Origin of the sequence: Pelagibaculum spongiae (assembly GCF_003097315.1) — a bacterium.
Lineage (GTDB): Bacteria > Pseudomonadota > Gammaproteobacteria > Enterobacterales > Pelagibaculaceae > Pelagibaculum > Pelagibaculum spongiae.
This window is the reverse complement of record NZ_QDDL01000005.1, coordinates 189,685-206,041: the sequence shown is the minus strand read 5'-3', so window position 1 is coordinate 206,041 and position 16,357 is coordinate 189,685. Positions and strand designations below refer to the sequence as shown.

Annotated in this window: 13 protein-coding genes; 2 read left to right on the top strand and 11 right to left on the bottom strand. The window is 46.8% G+C overall.

Going from position 1 to position 16,357, the window contains the following annotated elements; translation table 11 throughout:
- Positions 1-309: 309 nt before the first annotated feature.
- Positions 310-585, bottom strand: coding sequence for a hypothetical protein (locus tag DC094_RS13395; RefSeq protein WP_133245551.1), 276 nt, complete (start codon positions 583-585; stop codon positions 310-312).
- A gap of 136 nt (positions 586-721) precedes the next feature.
- Here DC094_RS13395 and DC094_RS13390 point away from each other — a divergent pair, with 136 nt between their 5' ends.
- Together DC094_RS13390 and DC094_RS23010 are read left to right on the top strand one after the other, a co-directional pair.
- The gene (locus tag DC094_RS13390; RefSeq protein WP_116687612.1) at positions 722-973 is read left to right on the top strand and encodes a type II toxin-antitoxin system Phd/YefM family antitoxin; all 252 of its coding nucleotides are present in this window, start codon (positions 722-724) and stop codon (positions 971-973) included.
- Between the two features lie 160 nt (positions 974-1,133).
- Positions 1,134-1,262 carry a type II toxin-antitoxin system RelE family toxin gene (locus DC094_RS23010; RefSeq protein ID WP_439650633.1) on the top strand — a complete coding sequence of 43 codons (129 nt, stop codon included), beginning with the start codon at positions 1,134-1,136 and terminating at the stop codon, positions 1,260-1,262.
- A gap of 252 nt (positions 1,263-1,514) precedes the next feature.
- On the opposite strand, the gene DC094_RS13380 is transcribed toward DC094_RS23010, so the two are convergent.
- The 10 genes from DC094_RS13380 to DC094_RS13335 all read right to left on the bottom strand — a co-directional run bounded on the left by DC094_RS13380 (position 1,515) and on the right by DC094_RS13335 (position 16,355).
- Positions 1,515-2,597 carry a HigA family addiction module antitoxin gene (locus DC094_RS13380; RefSeq protein ID WP_116687611.1) on the bottom strand — a complete coding sequence of 361 codons (1,083 nt, stop codon included), beginning with the start codon at positions 2,595-2,597 and terminating at the stop codon, positions 1,515-1,517.
- Complete coding sequence (locus tag DC094_RS13375) at positions 2,587-2,889, bottom strand: type II toxin-antitoxin system RelE/ParE family toxin (protein ID WP_116687768.1); 303 nt, start codon at positions 2,887-2,889, stop codon at positions 2,587-2,589. Before DC094_RS13375 ends, DC094_RS13380 begins: the two co-directional genes overlap by 11 nt.
- Positions 2,890-3,208: 319 nt before the next feature.
- The gene (locus DC094_RS13370) at positions 3,209-4,633 is read right to left on the bottom strand and encodes an FAD-dependent oxidoreductase (RefSeq protein ID WP_116687610.1); all 1,425 of its coding nucleotides are present in this window, start codon (positions 4,631-4,633) and stop codon (positions 3,209-3,211) included.
- Between the two features lie 16 nt (positions 4,634-4,649).
- Positions 4,650-9,086 (bottom strand): glutamate synthase large subunit, encoded by a 4,437-nt coding sequence (gene gltB, locus DC094_RS13365; RefSeq protein WP_116687609.1) that lies wholly within the window; start codon positions 9,084-9,086, stop codon positions 4,650-4,652.
- Positions 9,087-9,459: 373 nt separating this feature from the next.
- Positions 9,460-11,259: an AAA family ATPase gene (locus tag DC094_RS13360; RefSeq protein WP_116687608.1), complete on the bottom strand. Its 1,800-nt coding sequence runs from the start codon at positions 11,257-11,259 to the stop codon at positions 9,460-9,462.
- Between the two features lie 80 nt (positions 11,260-11,339).
- Positions 11,340-12,425 carry a 3-dehydroquinate synthase gene (gene aroB, locus DC094_RS13355; protein WP_116687607.1) on the bottom strand — a complete coding sequence of 362 codons (1,086 nt, stop codon included), beginning with the start codon at positions 12,423-12,425 and terminating at the stop codon, positions 11,340-11,342.
- Between the two features lie 10 nt (positions 12,426-12,435).
- Positions 12,436-12,954: a shikimate kinase AroK gene (gene aroK, locus DC094_RS13350; RefSeq protein WP_116687606.1), complete on the bottom strand. Its 519-nt coding sequence runs from the start codon at positions 12,952-12,954 to the stop codon at positions 12,436-12,438.
- Between the two features lie 139 nt (positions 12,955-13,093).
- Entirely contained in the window at positions 13,094-15,181 is a 2,088-nt protein-coding gene (locus DC094_RS13345) for a type IV pilus secretin PilQ (RefSeq protein WP_116687605.1), read from the bottom strand.
- A 41-nt stretch (positions 15,182-15,222) separates the two neighbouring features.
- On the bottom strand, positions 15,223-15,747 hold the full coding sequence (locus DC094_RS13340) for a pilus assembly protein PilP (protein ID WP_116687604.1): 525 nt from the start codon (positions 15,745-15,747) through the stop codon (positions 15,223-15,225).
- Complete coding sequence (locus DC094_RS13335; RefSeq protein WP_116687603.1) at positions 15,744-16,355, bottom strand: type IV pilus inner membrane component PilO; 612 nt, start codon at positions 16,353-16,355, stop codon at positions 15,744-15,746. The genes DC094_RS13340 and DC094_RS13335 overlap by 4 nt, the downstream gene beginning before the upstream one ends.
- Between the last annotated feature and the right edge of the window lie 2 nt (positions 16,356-16,357).

Below are 16,357 nucleotides of genomic sequence, written 5' to 3'. Positions count from 1 at the left end.
TAATCAATGCGCGGCAAAAATTTTTCCGCATAAATGTCAAGGATGTTTGTCTATTAATCATTCTGAAACTCTAAAGTCGAGGTAATTAAGAAAGCACATTTAATCAGGCAGCTTTTTTAATTTCTGCACTATGCGCCAGATATTCATCCAGCGTGCCGTCGAAATTAACCACTTCTTTATCTTTAATATCGATAATCCGGGTGGCTAACGATGAGACAAATTCCCGGTCATTGGGACATCTTTTTTTTCAGGATAGCTAATTTGTATAACAAAATAAATTGTGGGGGATTAATTTAACCCAGTTTCATTTCAATCTTGCCAAAACCATATTCTTCCTCTTTCATAATAATTGCTGCTTTGCACAGACTCCCAAGCAGTCATTGGTTTATTTTTTCGAGGCGGCTTTTTCATAAGAAGAGGTGCAACAATTAAAGCCCCTATAAAAACATAATTTATTATGAACATTATTATTTTGCTATCAATTGACTTTGGTTCTTGGCACTTCCAGCGAAGTAGCAAGTATGTAAAATAGCTATTCGTTAACACATACAAAGTATAAATAACGGTAACTTCTATATCTGACATAAGCCATTCCCTAGATAAATTTTCTTTCATCATAGGCAGCACTATGCCATTGAACAACTCACCTTGTCACCAACTTGAAATCTCCTAGTACACACCTGTTTTTAACTATCATTTTGGGCTCTGTTCTGGAAAAGTTGTGTCAGATTGTTCGGCAAATATCTCGGAACTGAAGAAGAACCCTTCGGCACTGTTAAGCGAAGCCAATGGCGCTCCAATTGTGATTCTGAACCACAACAAACCCGCGGCTTATCTGGTTCCAGCTGAAACCTACGAATGGATGATGGATGCTTTGGACGATCAGGAGTTAGCGAAGATTGTTGCTGAGCGACGACAAGAAAAAGAACTGGCGATCGCTCCCCTAGAAAACCTGTCGTTAGATGACTTATAAGCTCAAATAGCTTTTTTCTAGTGTGGAGCCAAGGCGCTAAAGGAATGGAGCAAATTGGATCGTTCGATTCAAAGTCAGTTCAAAAGCCGTTTAGAAGAAAGGCTAGCAAACCCCCCATGTTCCCTCTGCCCGATTACGCGGCTATGACAATGTTTACAAGATCAAGCTAAGAACGGACGGTTATCGATTGGCTTATGAAGTGCTCGATGATGAAGTTGTTGTTTATGTACTGGCGGTTGGTAAGCGCAATAAGAATGAAGTTTATCGAAACCTGAAACAGCGGAAGTAGAATTCAGAGCTGAAAATTATTTTTTCGCTTCACTATTTCAAACACCGGGATAAGAATGCGCTTAAGCGCTTTGCAGGCGAGCCGCCCGCGCTCCCAGCAATAAAAAACCCCGCCATCGCTAAGCGATGGCGGGGTTTTTACTGGTTATATAAAAGCCTAAACTTCCAAATAATCCAAAATACCTTCTGCGGCTTGTCGGCCTTCCCAGATAGCGGTAACTACTAGGTCAGAACCATGACCCAATAACTAAACTTATTCCCATCTAAACCGAATTCGATGGTGATTTTTGTTGTATGTCAAATGCTTGTCATGCTGCAAACGACCGGTAACTATTCCTGCAAAGATGCCGATATTCTGGGCAAACTGAATAATGGCTGACTCACTGAAATCAGATTCTACAACAAACGCGTCATACTGATCCTGTGGGATTAACGTAGTCTGAGCAAACTGATCAGCTTGTTCTTCTTGTTTACGATATTGAGGATTCTGAGCATCTGCTTCGAGGAAGGTTGTACGTTTATCGTGCAGTAAAATATGTGCAATCTCATGAAACAGACTGAACCAGAAAATATCTGTCCAGCCACCACGCAACGACATCATAATGACTGCTTTCTGCTTACCAACCCAATAGGTAGCACCGGTGGTGTATGTTTTAGTGAAATGCGGAATCACAACTAATGCAACACCACAGCTAGCAAGGTGTTGTCTCAACGCTAATAACAACTTTTCCGGCTGAGTTTCCAAACTTAAGGCACGAATATCAGGCAGCGCATTTAAAAGTGATGATTTATTAAATGGGCTAGTTTTTATTTGTGATGCCAGCGTATGACCGGCACGTAGCCATGCAGCCAGTGCAGTATTGCTGGTATTGGCATTCTCGTGTTGCCTGAAAGCTGGTTGATATTCCTTGACTGATTCAATGTTTAAAAGAGACGACACACCAAAGAATTTCTTCAGCTGGTTAACCTTTTCCACAGCTACTCGAGTTTTTTCGACCAGACCTAGCTTGGCAATTTCATTATAGGGATAGGCCGTAGCAATTTCTGTTTCCGTTTGCGCTTGTTGAAAGGCGGCCTCTTTTGCCAAGACCAAACGATACTCAGACTCAAGGTTGCTCCAAAAATAGGCGGGGACACCTAAAACCTGCTCCAGCTGTAACGCAGTTTCAGGAGTGATTGCTTTATCACCTTTCAGAATTTCGTTAATTGTTTGTGCTGGCCGCCCCATTCGGCGCGCCAATTCAGCCTGATTAATTTCCATATCTTCAAGCACTTCCAGAAGATACTCTCCTGGAGGAATAGCCAAATCAGACATGGCTTGCTGTTCAGTCATCATAGTGCTTGCTCACTTCTTCAATCATTGCAATCTTCAGGGTATTGCCTTCCATGGTAAATATCAGTCGATAAAAACCAGTCAGGTTAACCGCATACTGACCTTTTCTATCACCTTTTAATGGATGGCAACGCAGCCCGGGTAGTTTCATCAAGTCTTCAATACTAGTAGTTGCTTTGATGGTGTTAATTCGCTGGATGTACTTTTTAGCCACCTGATCACCAAACGCCTTAATCGCTTGTTGGTGCTTTAAATAGCACTTTTCAAGTTTGTTGGTGCGAAACTGGATCTGCAAAAAAACCACCCTAATCAGGTTTAGCAAAGATAATGCTCTTCACCTTTAGACTGAAGACTATAAATCAAGGTAGATCAAGGGTCGATGCCACTTATCTAAAAAGTATTTGTTTTAATGAAATTTTCAGCAGCAAACTCCGAGCCCGTCATTCCGAGTAGGAAGTGCATGGGCGACGCAGGATGCCAAAGCCGAGAAGCCAGAATCCATATCATTGCTGTGATGAACCCCATAAAAAAACCGCCGTTACTTTTCAGTAACGGCGGTTTTTATTTGTTGTGGTTTACCTTTGGCTCAACACAACAATGGGTTATCGAGAAGCCTAAACTTCCAAATAATCCAATATTCCTTCTGCGGCTTGGCGGCCTTCCCAGATAGCGGTAACTACCAGGTCAGAACCACGGACCATGTCGCCACCAGCGAACACTTTAGGGTTTGAAGTCTGAAAGCCAAATTCGGCTTTTTCAGGCGCTTTTACCCGGTCCCACTGGTCGAGTTCAATACCGAAGTCAGCAAACCATGGTGCCGGTGAAGGCTGGAAACCGAAGGCAATGATTACGGCATCTGCTGCAATCACTTCTTCAGAACCTTCAATCGGCTCAGGACGACGGCGACCACTGGCGTCTGGCTCACCCATTTGGGTGGTGACCACTTTAACGCCGGTCACATGACCATCATTGTTACCGACCAATTCAACCGGCTGGCGGTTGTACTGGAACACTACGCCTTCTTCTTTGGCGTTGGTTACTTCACGGCGCGAACCAGGCATGTTGGTTTCATCACGGCGATAGGCACAAGTAACGCGCTGGGCACCTTGACGAATCGCGGTACGGTTACAGTCCATCGCGGTGTCACCACCACCTAAAACTACGACCTTTTTGCCTTGCATGCTGACAAATTCAGCTGGGTCTTTTTCTAGCTCCAAACAACGGTTGGCGTTAGAGATTAAATACGGCAGTGCTTCGTGTACGCCGTTTAAATCTTCACCGGGGAAACCGCCTTTCATGAACTTGTAAGTGCCCATGCCGAGGAATACGGCATCGTATTCGTCGAGCAATTGCTGGAACGGAATGTCGGTGCCAATGTTGGTATTGAGTCGGAACTCGATGCCCATTGATTCCAACACTTCGCGGCGTTGTTTAATTACGCCTTGCTCCAGTTTGAATTCCGGAATACCGAAGGTCAGCAGGCCACCAATTTCTGGGTAGCGGTCGAAAACAATCGGCTGAACACCGTTACGCACCAATATATCGGCACAACCCAAACCTGCTGGGCCAGCACCAATGATCGCTACCTTTTTGCCGGTTGCTTTTACGCCGGACATGTCCGGACGCCAGCCTTCGGCAAAGGCGGTGTCGGTGATGTATTTTTCAACCGAACCAATGGTGACTGCGCCAAAACCGTCATTCAGGGTACAAGCACCCTCGCAAAGACGATCTTGCGGACAAACCCGGCCGCAAATTTCTGGCAGGGTGTTGGTCTGGTGGCACAGTTCAGCCGCTTCATGAATCTGACCTTCCGACACCAGTTGCAGCCAATCTGGAATGTAGTTGTGCACCGGGCACTTCCAGCTGCAATAAGGGTTGCCGCAGTCTAGGCACCGATGTGACTGATCTGCTGCATCGTCGGTTTCGAAACCATGGTAGATTTCTTTATATTCCAGTACCCGCTCGCGCGCCGGCACCTTAGCCGGATCGATACGCTGAACATCCAGGAACTGGAAGTTGTTGTTTAAACGATCACTCATAACTGCTCCTCACGGATTATTCGTTACGCAGACGTAATGACTGCAATAATCCACCGAGGTCAGCCGCCTTGGGCTTGACCAGCCAGAACTTGCCAATGTAATCGTCGAAATAATCGACAATTTCACGGCCCCATTCGCTGCCGGTCTCGGCAACATGCGCTTCGATCACTGAGAACAAGTGATTACGATACGCTTTAGTGGTTTCGGTATTGATCCGGTTAATGTCGATCAACTCATGGTTGTAGAGATCAACAAAGGTCCGGTCCATATCCAACACATAAGCAAAGCCACCGGTCATGCCGGCACCAAAGTTATGGCCAGTTTTACCGAGTACCGTCACCAAACCACCTGTCATATATTCACAACAGTGGTCGCCTGCACCTTCAACTACCGCATGCACGCCCGAGTTACGCACTGCCAAACGCTCACCTGCGGTGCCCGCTGCGTAGAGCTTGCCGCCGGTTGCGCCGTAAAGGCAGGTGTTACCAATAATCGGTGTGGTGTGCTTTTCAAAGCTGGAGTCATCGAAATGACGCAGTACCAATTTACCACCAGCCATGCCTTTACCGACGTAGTCGTTAGCATCGCCTTCTAGGTACATGTTCAAGCCACCGGCGTTCCAAACACCAAAACTCTGGCCTGCAGTACCGCGTAATTTAACGGTAATCGGCGCAGTGCTCATGCCGTTATTGCCGTGAAGCGTGGCAATCGCACCCGAAAGACGGGCACCGATAGAGCGGTCGACGTTGCGCGTTTGATAACTGAATTCGCCACCTGATTTCGCTTTAATTGCCGGCGAAATCTCGGCCAGCATTTCTGCCGACAGAACCGCTTTATCCCAAGGTTCATTGCGCTCAACGGCACAAGAACGTGGCTTACCTTCAGCAGAAGGCGCCAGCAAAGGCAGCAGGTTCAGCTTGCCCTGACGCTCGGTTTGAGGTGCTGATAACAGCAAATCAGTCCGACCGATCAGTTCTTGCATGGTGCGAATACCCAGTTGCGCCATAAGCTCGCGGGTCTCACGGGCAATGAACTTGAAGTAGTTCATGACCATTTCTGGCAGGCCGATAAAGTGATCTTTACGCAGCTTGTCATTTTGAGTCGCGATGCCGGTGGCACAGTTATTCAAGTGACAAATCCGCAGGTATTTACAACCTAATGCGACCATTGGGCCAGTACCGAAGCCGAAGCTTTCTGCACCAAAAATTGCCGCTTTGATGACATCAAGGCCGGTCTTTAGACCGCCGTCAGTTTGTACTTTTACCCGGTCACGCAGATCAGAGTTGATCAATGCCTGTTGGGTTTCAACCAGTCCCAATTCCCAAGGTGTACCGGCATATTTCACTGAAGTCAGTGGTGATGCGCCAGTACCGCCGTCGTGGCCGGAAATGGTAATTAAATCTGCATAAGCTTTTGCGACACCGGCAGCAATCGTACCCACGCCTGGGCCTGCAACCAGTTTCACTGACACTTGAGCTTTTGGATTGACTTCTTTCAAGTCGAAAATCAGCTGGGCTAAATCTTCAATTGAATAGATGTCATGGTGCGGCGGTGGTGAAATGAGCGTGACACCGGGAACTGCATAACGCAGTTCGGCGATTAAGCTGTTGACCTTATGGCCCGGCAGCTGTCCGCCTTCACCTGGCTTGGCACCTTGGGCGACTTTGATCTGCAGAACTTCTGCATTGACCAAGTAATGCGGCGTCACTCCAAATCGACCAGAAGCAATCTGCTTAATTTTCGACATCTTCTCGGTGCCGTAACGATAAACTGCTTCGCCACCTTCACCGGAGTTAGATCGACCACCGAGTCGGTTCATGGCAATTGCCAATGACTCGTGTGCTTCAGGCGACAAGGCACCTAAAGACATACCAGCAGAGTCAAAGCGCTTGAGGATCTCAGCTTCGCTTTCGACTTCATCAATCGAAATTGGTGAAGCATCTTTCAACTTGAACAGGTCACGCAACGCCAAAACAGGGCGGTTGTTAACCATGCCAGCATAGGTCATGTAGCTGTCGTAACTGCCGGTTTGCACCGCATCTTGCAGCTGACGAACGACATCGGGGTTATATGCGTGATCTTCGCCTTCGTGGGCGTAGCGCAACAAACCACCTTGCTGAATTTTTTTGCGTTGGTTCCAGGCAGTTTTGGCCAGTGCTTGCTGATCTTTATGCAAGTCAGAGAACTCAGAACCCTGAATACGGCTTACTGAACCGGTGAAACACAAATCGACAATTTCATCGGACAGGCCAACGACTTCGAACAATTGTGCGCCACGATAAGAAGCAATGGTCGAGATACCCATTTTCGAAAGAATCTTACGCAGGCCTTTATCGATGCCTTTGCAGAAATTCAAAATTGCCTGGGCAGGAATCACCGGTAACGATTGGCGTTCTACCAATTCGGTCAGTGATTCAAATGCCAGATATGGATAAACCGCAGTCGCACCATAACCAAGCAATACCGCAAAATGGTGTGAATCACGTGCGGTGGCCGTTTCAACAATAATGTTGGAATCGCAACGCAGGCCTTCACGCACCAGTCGGTGGAATACCGCGCCGGTAGCCAATGCAGCATGGATCGGTAATTTTCCCGGTTGGATATTTCTATCACTCAGGACAATTGCAACCTTACCGGCTTTAGCCGCTTCACACGCCTGATCGGCAAGTTTTTCAACCGCTTGTTTCAGGTCGCCATCTGCGTCATATTGCAGTTCGATATGCTCAACGCCATAACCTTCAGCTTCCAAGCCAACAATTTGGGCAAACTTGCCGTGGGTTAATACGGGTGAATCGAGCAGCACTCGGTGGGCATGATCGGGGGTTTCGTCAAAAACATTCAGTTCTTGACCAATACAGGTTTCCAACGACATCACGATCGCTTCACGCAATGGATCTATCGGTGGATTAGTTACCTGTGCAAACTTTTGGCGGAAATAGTCATAAGGCGAGCGAACTCGCGTAGATAACACGGCAATCGGGGTGTCATCACCCATAGAACCGGTGGCTTCTTGACCACTTTCACCGAGCACCCGAATCACTTCATCCAGCTCTTCAAAAGTCAGCTGGAACATTTTCTGGTGCTGCTTTAATTCTTCAGCATCTAATTGCGAAAGCGCCACGCCGGTTTCTTCCAGCTGTGCTTCGATACGAATGGAGCGCTGACGCAGCCATTGCTTATAAGGATGCTTTTTCGCCAACGCGTTATCGATATCATCGCGCGTTAACAGTTTTCCTTCCTGGGTATCGACCGCCAGAATCTGTCCTGGGCCGAGACGACCTTTAGCGACTACGTCTTCAGGATCGTAATCCCAAACACCGATTTCAGAAGCCAAAGTAATGTAGCGGTTTTTGGTGATCACATAACGTGATGGACGCAAACCGTTACGGTCCAGAGTACACACTGCATAACGACCGTCGGTTAAAACAATACCGGCGGGGCCGTCCCACGGTTCCATGTGCATGGAATTGAATTCATAGAAAGCCCGAAGATCTGGCTCCATGGTTTCAACGTTTTGCCATGCCGGTGGAATCAACATGCGAAGTGCACGGAATAGGTCAATACCGCCAGCAACCAGCACTTCCAGCATATTATCCAAGCTAGAAGAATCGGAACCTGTACGGTTCACCAATGGGTGAAGTTCTGGCAGCTCAGGCAATTCAGCCGAGACAAATTTCTTGGCGCGTGCCACCGACCAGTTACGGTTACCCTCAATGGTATTGATTTCGCCGTTGTGCGCTAAAAAGCGGAACGGTTGTGCCAAATGCCACATAGGAAGCGTATTGGTAGAAAAACGCTGGTGGAAAACCGCAATCGCAGTCGCCATTTGTGCGTCATTCAGGTCCGGATAAAACACCGGCAGATCGTCAGGCATCACGAGGCCCTTGTAGGACACAACGCGTGATGAAAACGACGGGATATAAAAAACCGAATCATCGACCAGCGCTTGTTCGGCTTTTTTACGAGCAACAAACAAACGACGTTCGAAGGCTTCTTCGTCCATGCCAGCCGGTGCATTAATAAACACCTGCTCCATTTGCGGAAGAATGGTTTTAGCGTGATCACCACAGGCTTGTGGATTAACTGGCACTTCACGCCAGCCAACAGGGACTAACCCTTGTTCACTAATTTTCTGTTCCAATACGTCCTTGGCAGCGGACGCTTTGGCTGAATCGGTACTGAGGAATACCATACCAACACCGAATCTATCAGTGAGGTTGATACCCATTTGCTCTGCTTGGTTTCGCATAAAACCATGCGGCATTTGAATCAGGAGACCACAACCGTCGCCACTCTTTCCGTCAGCCGCAACACCACCACGGTGGGTCATGCGGGCTAGAGAGTCGATGGCGGTTTGCAACAGGTGGTGACTCGCCTCACCATCCATCTGTGCAATCAGGCCGAAGCCGCAGTTATCCCGATCCAGATCTGGACTGTACAAGCTACTACGCATAAGGTGGCCATTTTTCTGCTACTGGATTGAATACCCTGCCCAGTCAGTCTTTTTTGTTACATTTCAATCGACTGATAATTTTTTCCGGGCAAAATGGTCGCTCATTCTACTATCAATGTCTTGATAGCACAAACAGCCGCCCGGCTGGGCTTCAGAGCCTAATCTACTCTTAATTAAGACGAAATTGCAGCAAAAAAAACATCTTTTGCAGATGTAATTAATAACCATCTTTTATTAGGATTTTTTGGCTGGGGTTCTTCCGGTTCATACCCCAGAGATTCGAAAAGTATCAAACACCTTCAGATATATGTTGCATCCACAAAAAAAAGCCCGCCGTAGCGAGCCTTTGCAATCGTCATGATAGCCAGTCAGATTATTTCAGATCAACTTCCACTTGGCCGAGTGACTTGTGAATTACTGAGTAGCGGCGAATCCATGGTTTGGACTTACGCACTTCTTTAGGCAAGGCTGAGACAGCATCAAATGCAGCCTGCTTACTAGGAAAATTACCGTAGATCAGCACATACCCAATCTTGCCGTTACGCATGACTCGGTAGTAATTCGTACTATCGGCTAACCCATATTCTTTAAGCGCTTTGTCCAGAATCTTCTGCTTGGATGCGGCTAAAATCTGCATGGTCCAGTGCTTGCTATCTCTGGCTTGAATTTCCATTTCCTGCTCAGCCCAGCGAGTCATTTCCTGCTTGGTGGCAGGCGCTGATTTGGCCTCAGGCTCTACTTCAGAAAGCTCAGCTTCCACCTCTATTTCTAGTACTGCTTTTGCTACTTTCTGCGTTTGCTTTGCCGCTACTGGTTTTTCTGGGACTGGCTGATTCTCGACAACTAGCGGCTGATTGGTTGCCTTAGCTGCGGCATCCACCAGCTGAAGTGGTGGCGCTTCAACTTCATCAATTTCAACAGATTCCAGCTCAGGAATAATTTCTTCAGCGACTGGCGCTTCAATCGCAGCAGTTTCAATAACTGGCTGCTGTGGTTTGGTATTAGTTTTTGTTTCTAACGGCTCAATAACTGCAATAACTGTTGGTTGTTCAGACAGTACTGGTTGAGCTTCAGCTACTAATTGAGGTTTTTCGTCGAGAGGTTGAACAGGTAGTTCTACCAAAGCTTCACTCGCAGTATCTGCTTCAACAGCAAGGGCGCTTTCTGCTGGCTCGGTCGATAACACCGGCTGGCGGTCTAACTCAACTAATTTTGGCCGAGCTTCAGCTTCTGACGACAACTCAATAATAGTGCTGGTATCTGCCAAACGAATCGGCTCTGCTGGAGGTTCATCTCTGACTTCAAACTTTGGAGTTGTTGGTTGAGATTTGGCAGCCCACTCAGGTAATTGCTCTTTGGCAAAAATGGCATCAGTACCGCCATTAACCCACCAGGCAATCCCAAATGAGGCAACCAGTAAACCCGCAGCCGCAAAAACAAATCCTGTCTTTCCCGATTTTGGCTTGGGGATTTCGAGCATTTCAATATTGAGCAGCTGCAGCATTTTACCTGGCAGGCCATCGGCCTGTTGCCAGATATTATCAATCTGTTCGCTACCGAGAGGATCTCGTCGGAGCGCGCGAAGTAATAGAGGGTGGTTTAACCAAGAGGCCGCTTCTTCACGATCCATCGAATGAAGGTGAAAAGTATATTGCTGGCCAGAAGCTACCTGATCTTCCAATAACACCATTCGATGTTCAAAATTAGGTTCTGCGGTAAATAAAATTGGCAGTCGGAGTTTTTTCTGGCGGGCATGTTTTTGTAAATTCACCAGCCAGGTTAAGGCTTCAAGATCTAATCGGTCAGCATTATCAACAATCAGCAGTGAGGCTGCGCGACTGTGATTTTGTAATAGCTGGTCCACAAATAGTGGAATTAACGTATCCCCGGGCAAGCGCATTTGCTCAAGGCCAATGTTTTGGCAGATCGCATTTTGCAAATGTTCCAGGCTATTAATATTCAGTGCATCGAGTTCCAGCACATCAAGATCTGCTGCACGACGAATGATCTCGCGAGCAAAACTGGTGCGGCCACTTCCCGAATCACCGGATACCAATAAAAGAAGGTCGCTAAAGCGCGCCATATAAATAGCTTGCTCAAGCATTTCAGAAACTTGGTCTGAAGGCAGAAAAGGTGCAGATTTTGCCTGCAGATCAGGTGCAGTGTTGCTCATCAGAAATCCGTGATGTCTGGTTCAAGTTATCGTTGAAAATCCGACAGCTCGTTATTATTTAAAAAATAGTATTTTAAAACTTATCGAGTGGCCGAACAGGAGCGCAAAGTCTCGCACAACAATTGATGGTCTACGGTGCTAACCATCTCACAACAACCAATCGAACGGGGCAAGATCAGACGCAACCGACCGTCTAGATTTTTCTTGTCCACAGCCATTCTTGGCAAATAATCATCGACTGCCATTTCAGCCGGGCCTTCTACTGGCAACTGCATAACCAATAATAATTGGCGTACCCTGCTTACATCTTGTTCGGTTAACCAGCCCAATCGTTGGGCCAGATCGACAGCCATTACCATGCCTGCTGAAACCGCTTCACCATGTAACCAACGGCCATAACCCATATGTGCTTCAATCGCATGACCAAAAGTATGCCCCAGATTTAAAAGTGCCCGTTTACCAGACTCCTTTTCATCTTCAGCTACTATGGTTGCTTTATTTTGACAGCAGCGCTCAACCGCTTGTGCCAACAGCACTGGATCCCGGGCAAGCAGTTTTTCAGCATTGACTTCAAGCCAACTGAAAAATTCGCTATCGCCGAGAATGCCGTATTTAACCACTTCCGCTAAACCTGCTGCATATTCACGATCAGGCAAGGTTTTTAGGCTATTCATATCTGCTAATACCAGCCTAGGCTGATGAAAAGCACCGATCATGTTTTTGCCTAACGGGTGATTGACGCCAGTTTTTCCGCCCACAGACGAATCCACCTGAGCCAATAGTGTGGTAGGGATTTGAATGAAATCGACACCGCGTTGATAGCTGGCTGCGGCATAACCGGTCATATCACCAATTACACCACCACCCAGCGCCACCAGGATACAATTACGGCTGTATCCTAGGGTCAACAAACGGTCAAATACCTGATTTAAGGTAGTGAGGTTTTTAAACGCCTCACCATCAGGCAAGATCAATGAAGATAGCGTGCCAGCACTAGACAGCAACTTTTCAGTCGCCCTCAGATATAACGGAGCAATTGTATCGTTAGTGATAATCAGCACTTGCCGATCAATCACTAAAGATTCAACTAGCTCAGCATTATTGAGCAGCTCCGTTCCGATATGGATAGGATAACTTCGCTCTCCGAGGTTTACATCTAGCGTCACAGCTACCTCATTAGAGCCTCAGGCTCTCAACAATCTCATTAGCAACCGACTTAACCGTACGGGAAGTTGTTGGAACAATCATATCGGCAATTTCGCGATACATAGGATCACGTTCTGCCATCAATGCTTCCAGAACCTCTCGAGGGTCGTCGGAGTTACTGAGCAACGGACGATTGCGGTCTCTGTTGGTTCTATCGAGCTGTTGCTCAATTGAAGCCTCCAGATAAACCACGGTGCCACGGGCAGCCAGACGAGCACGACTGTCTTTATCAGCGACAGCGCCTCCTCCAGTAGCCAGGACAATCCCTTGCTTCTGGGTTAATTCGTCGATGACGCTGGCTTCGCGTTTGCGAAAACCATCCTCACCTTCGACATCAAAAATCCAGGAAATATCGGCGCCAGAGCGTCGCTCGATTTCCTGATCCGTGTCTACAAACTCTTTACCCAACACTCGGGCAAGCTGTTTTCCGACGGTACTCTTGCCGGCACCCATGGGGCCAACTAGAAAAATATTAGCTGTTCGTCTCATAACTTCCGAAAATACAACTGGATAGAAGTGAAGACTGTTCTTTGGCGGGAACAAGTACATTTTGCGCTGCGGAAGAATAACACTAACCACAAACGCAAACCAGCCGCTACCTCGTTAAAAGTGGCGGCTGGTTCGTTAGTTATTGTACTGACAGGGTGTCTTTGATGATCTTAGGTGTTACGAAGATCAGAAGCTCACGCTTGTCATCTACATTAATAGTGCGGCGGAATAGCCATCCCACAAATGGTAGATCTCCCAGAACAGGTACTTTGTTAATGGTATCTGTCTTGGTTTGGTTAAAGATACCGCCTAATACTACGGTCTCACCATTTTCAATCAATACCTGAGTGTTAATTTCTTGAGTATTGATTGCAGGACCTTCAGTGGTATCTTCACCGCGAGAGTCCAAACTAATGCTGAGATCCATGATTACCCGGTTGTCTGGAGTAATCTGTGGCGTCACCTTCAAGCTCAGAACTGCTTTCTTGAATTCAACCGATGTTGCACCGCTTGAAGTCGCATTCTGATATGGGATTTCCTCACCTGATTCAATGAACGCTTCACTTTGGTTTGATGTAATCAAACGAGGGCTGGCGACAATTTCAATCAGAGATTCATTTTGCAAGGCTGATAATTCCAAATCTAGCAAGGTGCCATCAGTCACTCGTGACAACTGGAATGCAACAGAACCAGCTGCAGAACTGACTGTTGGCAAATCAACCAACAACCGATCATTAACTGAAGGCGTATTACCGGCACGCAATGTGTCGTTACCATCGATATTACCAGAAAGTGCGCCGTCAGAGTTGCGATCTGAAAGGCCAAAGCGAACCCCCAACTCTTCACGGAATCTGTTATCAGCAATGACGATACGAGCTTCGATCAACACCTGACGAACTGGAACGTCCAGCTGGGCAATCAGATTACGGATTTCATCAAGACGAGCTGCCGTTTCTTGAACCATTAAAGTATTGGTTCGTTCATCGATGCTTACCTTGCCACGCTCTGACAGCAGACCTTGTCCGCCAGTTGATAATAACGATGAAAGCTCAGCTGCTTTTGCATAGTTGATTGGAATGAATTCCAAGCGCAATGGAGCCAACTCTTCAACTTGCTTAGTTGCTTCTAACTGCAGTTTTTCATTCGCTGCAATTTCTTCAGAAGGAGCAACAAGAATTACATTACCCGTTTGACGCTTACTCAAACCTTTCGTTCTCAGGATAATATCCAGTGCCTGATCCCAAGGTACGTTTTGTAAACGTAGCGTCAAAGTGCCTTGCACTGAGTCAGAGGTCACCATGTTAAGACCAGTGAAATCAGCAATCAGCTGCAATACTGCACGAACTTCGATGCTTTGGAAGTTAAGCGATAAACGCTCACCGGTGAACTGGAAGCGAGACTCTTCGAGTTGTTCTTTTTCTTCAGCAGTCAGCGGCTTGAATTCAACAGTAAAGACGTTGTCTGTTTGGTAAGCCAGGTGCTCAAAGTCATTTGAAGTTTCAATGCTAATTCGGGCATTGCCGCCTTTTTGGCTGGCATCGATAAAACGAACCGGAGTAGCAAAATCAGTTACATCTAAGCGACGAATTAAATCAGCTGGGATGGCAGAATCAACTAAATCTACCAATATGCGGCTTCCTTCCTGACGTAAATCGACTGGAGTGCGCGGGTCGTTAAAACGAATCACCACCTGACCTTCGCCTTCATCGCCGCGCTTGAAATCGATACTGTCGATTGCTCGAGATGCTGAAGCAGGAGAAGAAGAGGCTACTGCAGAAGTGGATTCTATTACTGGAGCTGCTGCACCATCGGCACCTAGCAGAACACGAATCACCCGACCTTCACTAGTCACTTCATCAGGAACTAAGCTCACCAAGTTAAAAACAACTCGTGTACGTCCCTGAGCTTCAACGACGGTCATGCTCTTAGCAAGGCCAATACCAATTGGTAAGGAGCGACGCTCCAAAGCATTGCTGACGCCTTCGAAATCCAGAGCAATACGAGCTGGACTATTGGTAGAAAATTTTTGTGGAAGCGCTACTTGCTGATTGAATTGCAAATCAACTTGAACTCGATCACCCGGTAAAACGCTAAAATCAACGCTTTCTAAAACCGGATTTTCCTGTGCTAGTGCACCCTGAATAAAAAACAGCTGCAACATTGCAACTAATGCTACTGCCAATGTCCTTTTCAGGTTTGCCCTGGCAAGGCTCAGTGTATTTCCCATACGCTCAGTCCATCTTGTTATCATCACCCAGCCCCTTTTTCTCACTGATCCAGTCCAAGAGTTGTTGGTCGTTCCATCCAACCACCTCTTCCGTCTGGAATAATCTCTGTCAGTTCAATGCGATCTTGTTCAATAGTATCTACCCGGCCATGGTTAGTGCCTAGGTAATTACCCCTTGCAATTCGATACACAGTTCCTTCCTTGTCCCTGATAATGGCCCATACTCCTAGGTCATTACGCAGCACACCTACCATTGAAAGTGTATCTAGTGGATAACCTTCCAATACTTCCCGCACCCTTGCTGCATCTGGCCGAATACCATTATCACTAGTAATTTCGGTGGTTTCTGCTACATCTTGGAATGCGTTGATAAACGGACTACGTAAATCTATTGCCTGATAAACGAAAGCTTCATATGGCTTCACTTCAGGTAAAGGTCTGACTTTTTCTGGTTGCCTGCTCTTGACGCCACCTACCCAACCTTCCAGTCCTTGTAGGTTCGTCTCTTCACAACCAGTCAAACCCAAAATAGATAAAACTAGCAACAGATGGAGTTTTTTGATCATCCTTCACCCTCCACGCTGTACCTATATGTCTTGGCCTGAATTTTCATCGCAAGGCGTGACTTATTTTCTTTATTCTTGCTGGTAGAAATCGAGAAATCGTGCAATGTCACAATTCGCGGTAATCCCGCTACATTACTCACAAATTCTCCCAGCTGATGATATTCACCAATGACTTCTATCGAAATTGGCAATTCAGCGTAAAACTCAACGGCATTTTCAGCTTGAAGATTAATCACGTTGAACTTTAGACCATTTGAAATACCAGTGTGGGAAATATCTTCCAACAACCCTGGAACCTCGGTTTCAGCTGGCAGCTGTCGAAGCAGTGCTCCAAAAGAGTCTTGCATCACCACCATTTGTTTTTTATACAAATCGATGTTGGCAGCTTTCTGCTGTTTGGCCTCAAACTGAGTACGTAGCGTCTGCTCTTGCTTTTGCTCACGTTGTAATTTAGCGCCTTGATCTTGAACTACAAAGTAATAACCAGCCGCCAATACAACAATTACAGCAAGAATGATAAAAAAAGTTTTTACCGCTGCTGACCAATTTCCTGGATGTGGATCCAGGTTATTGAGTTCATCGCCAAAGGTTTTTAAGTCAATTGCCATTT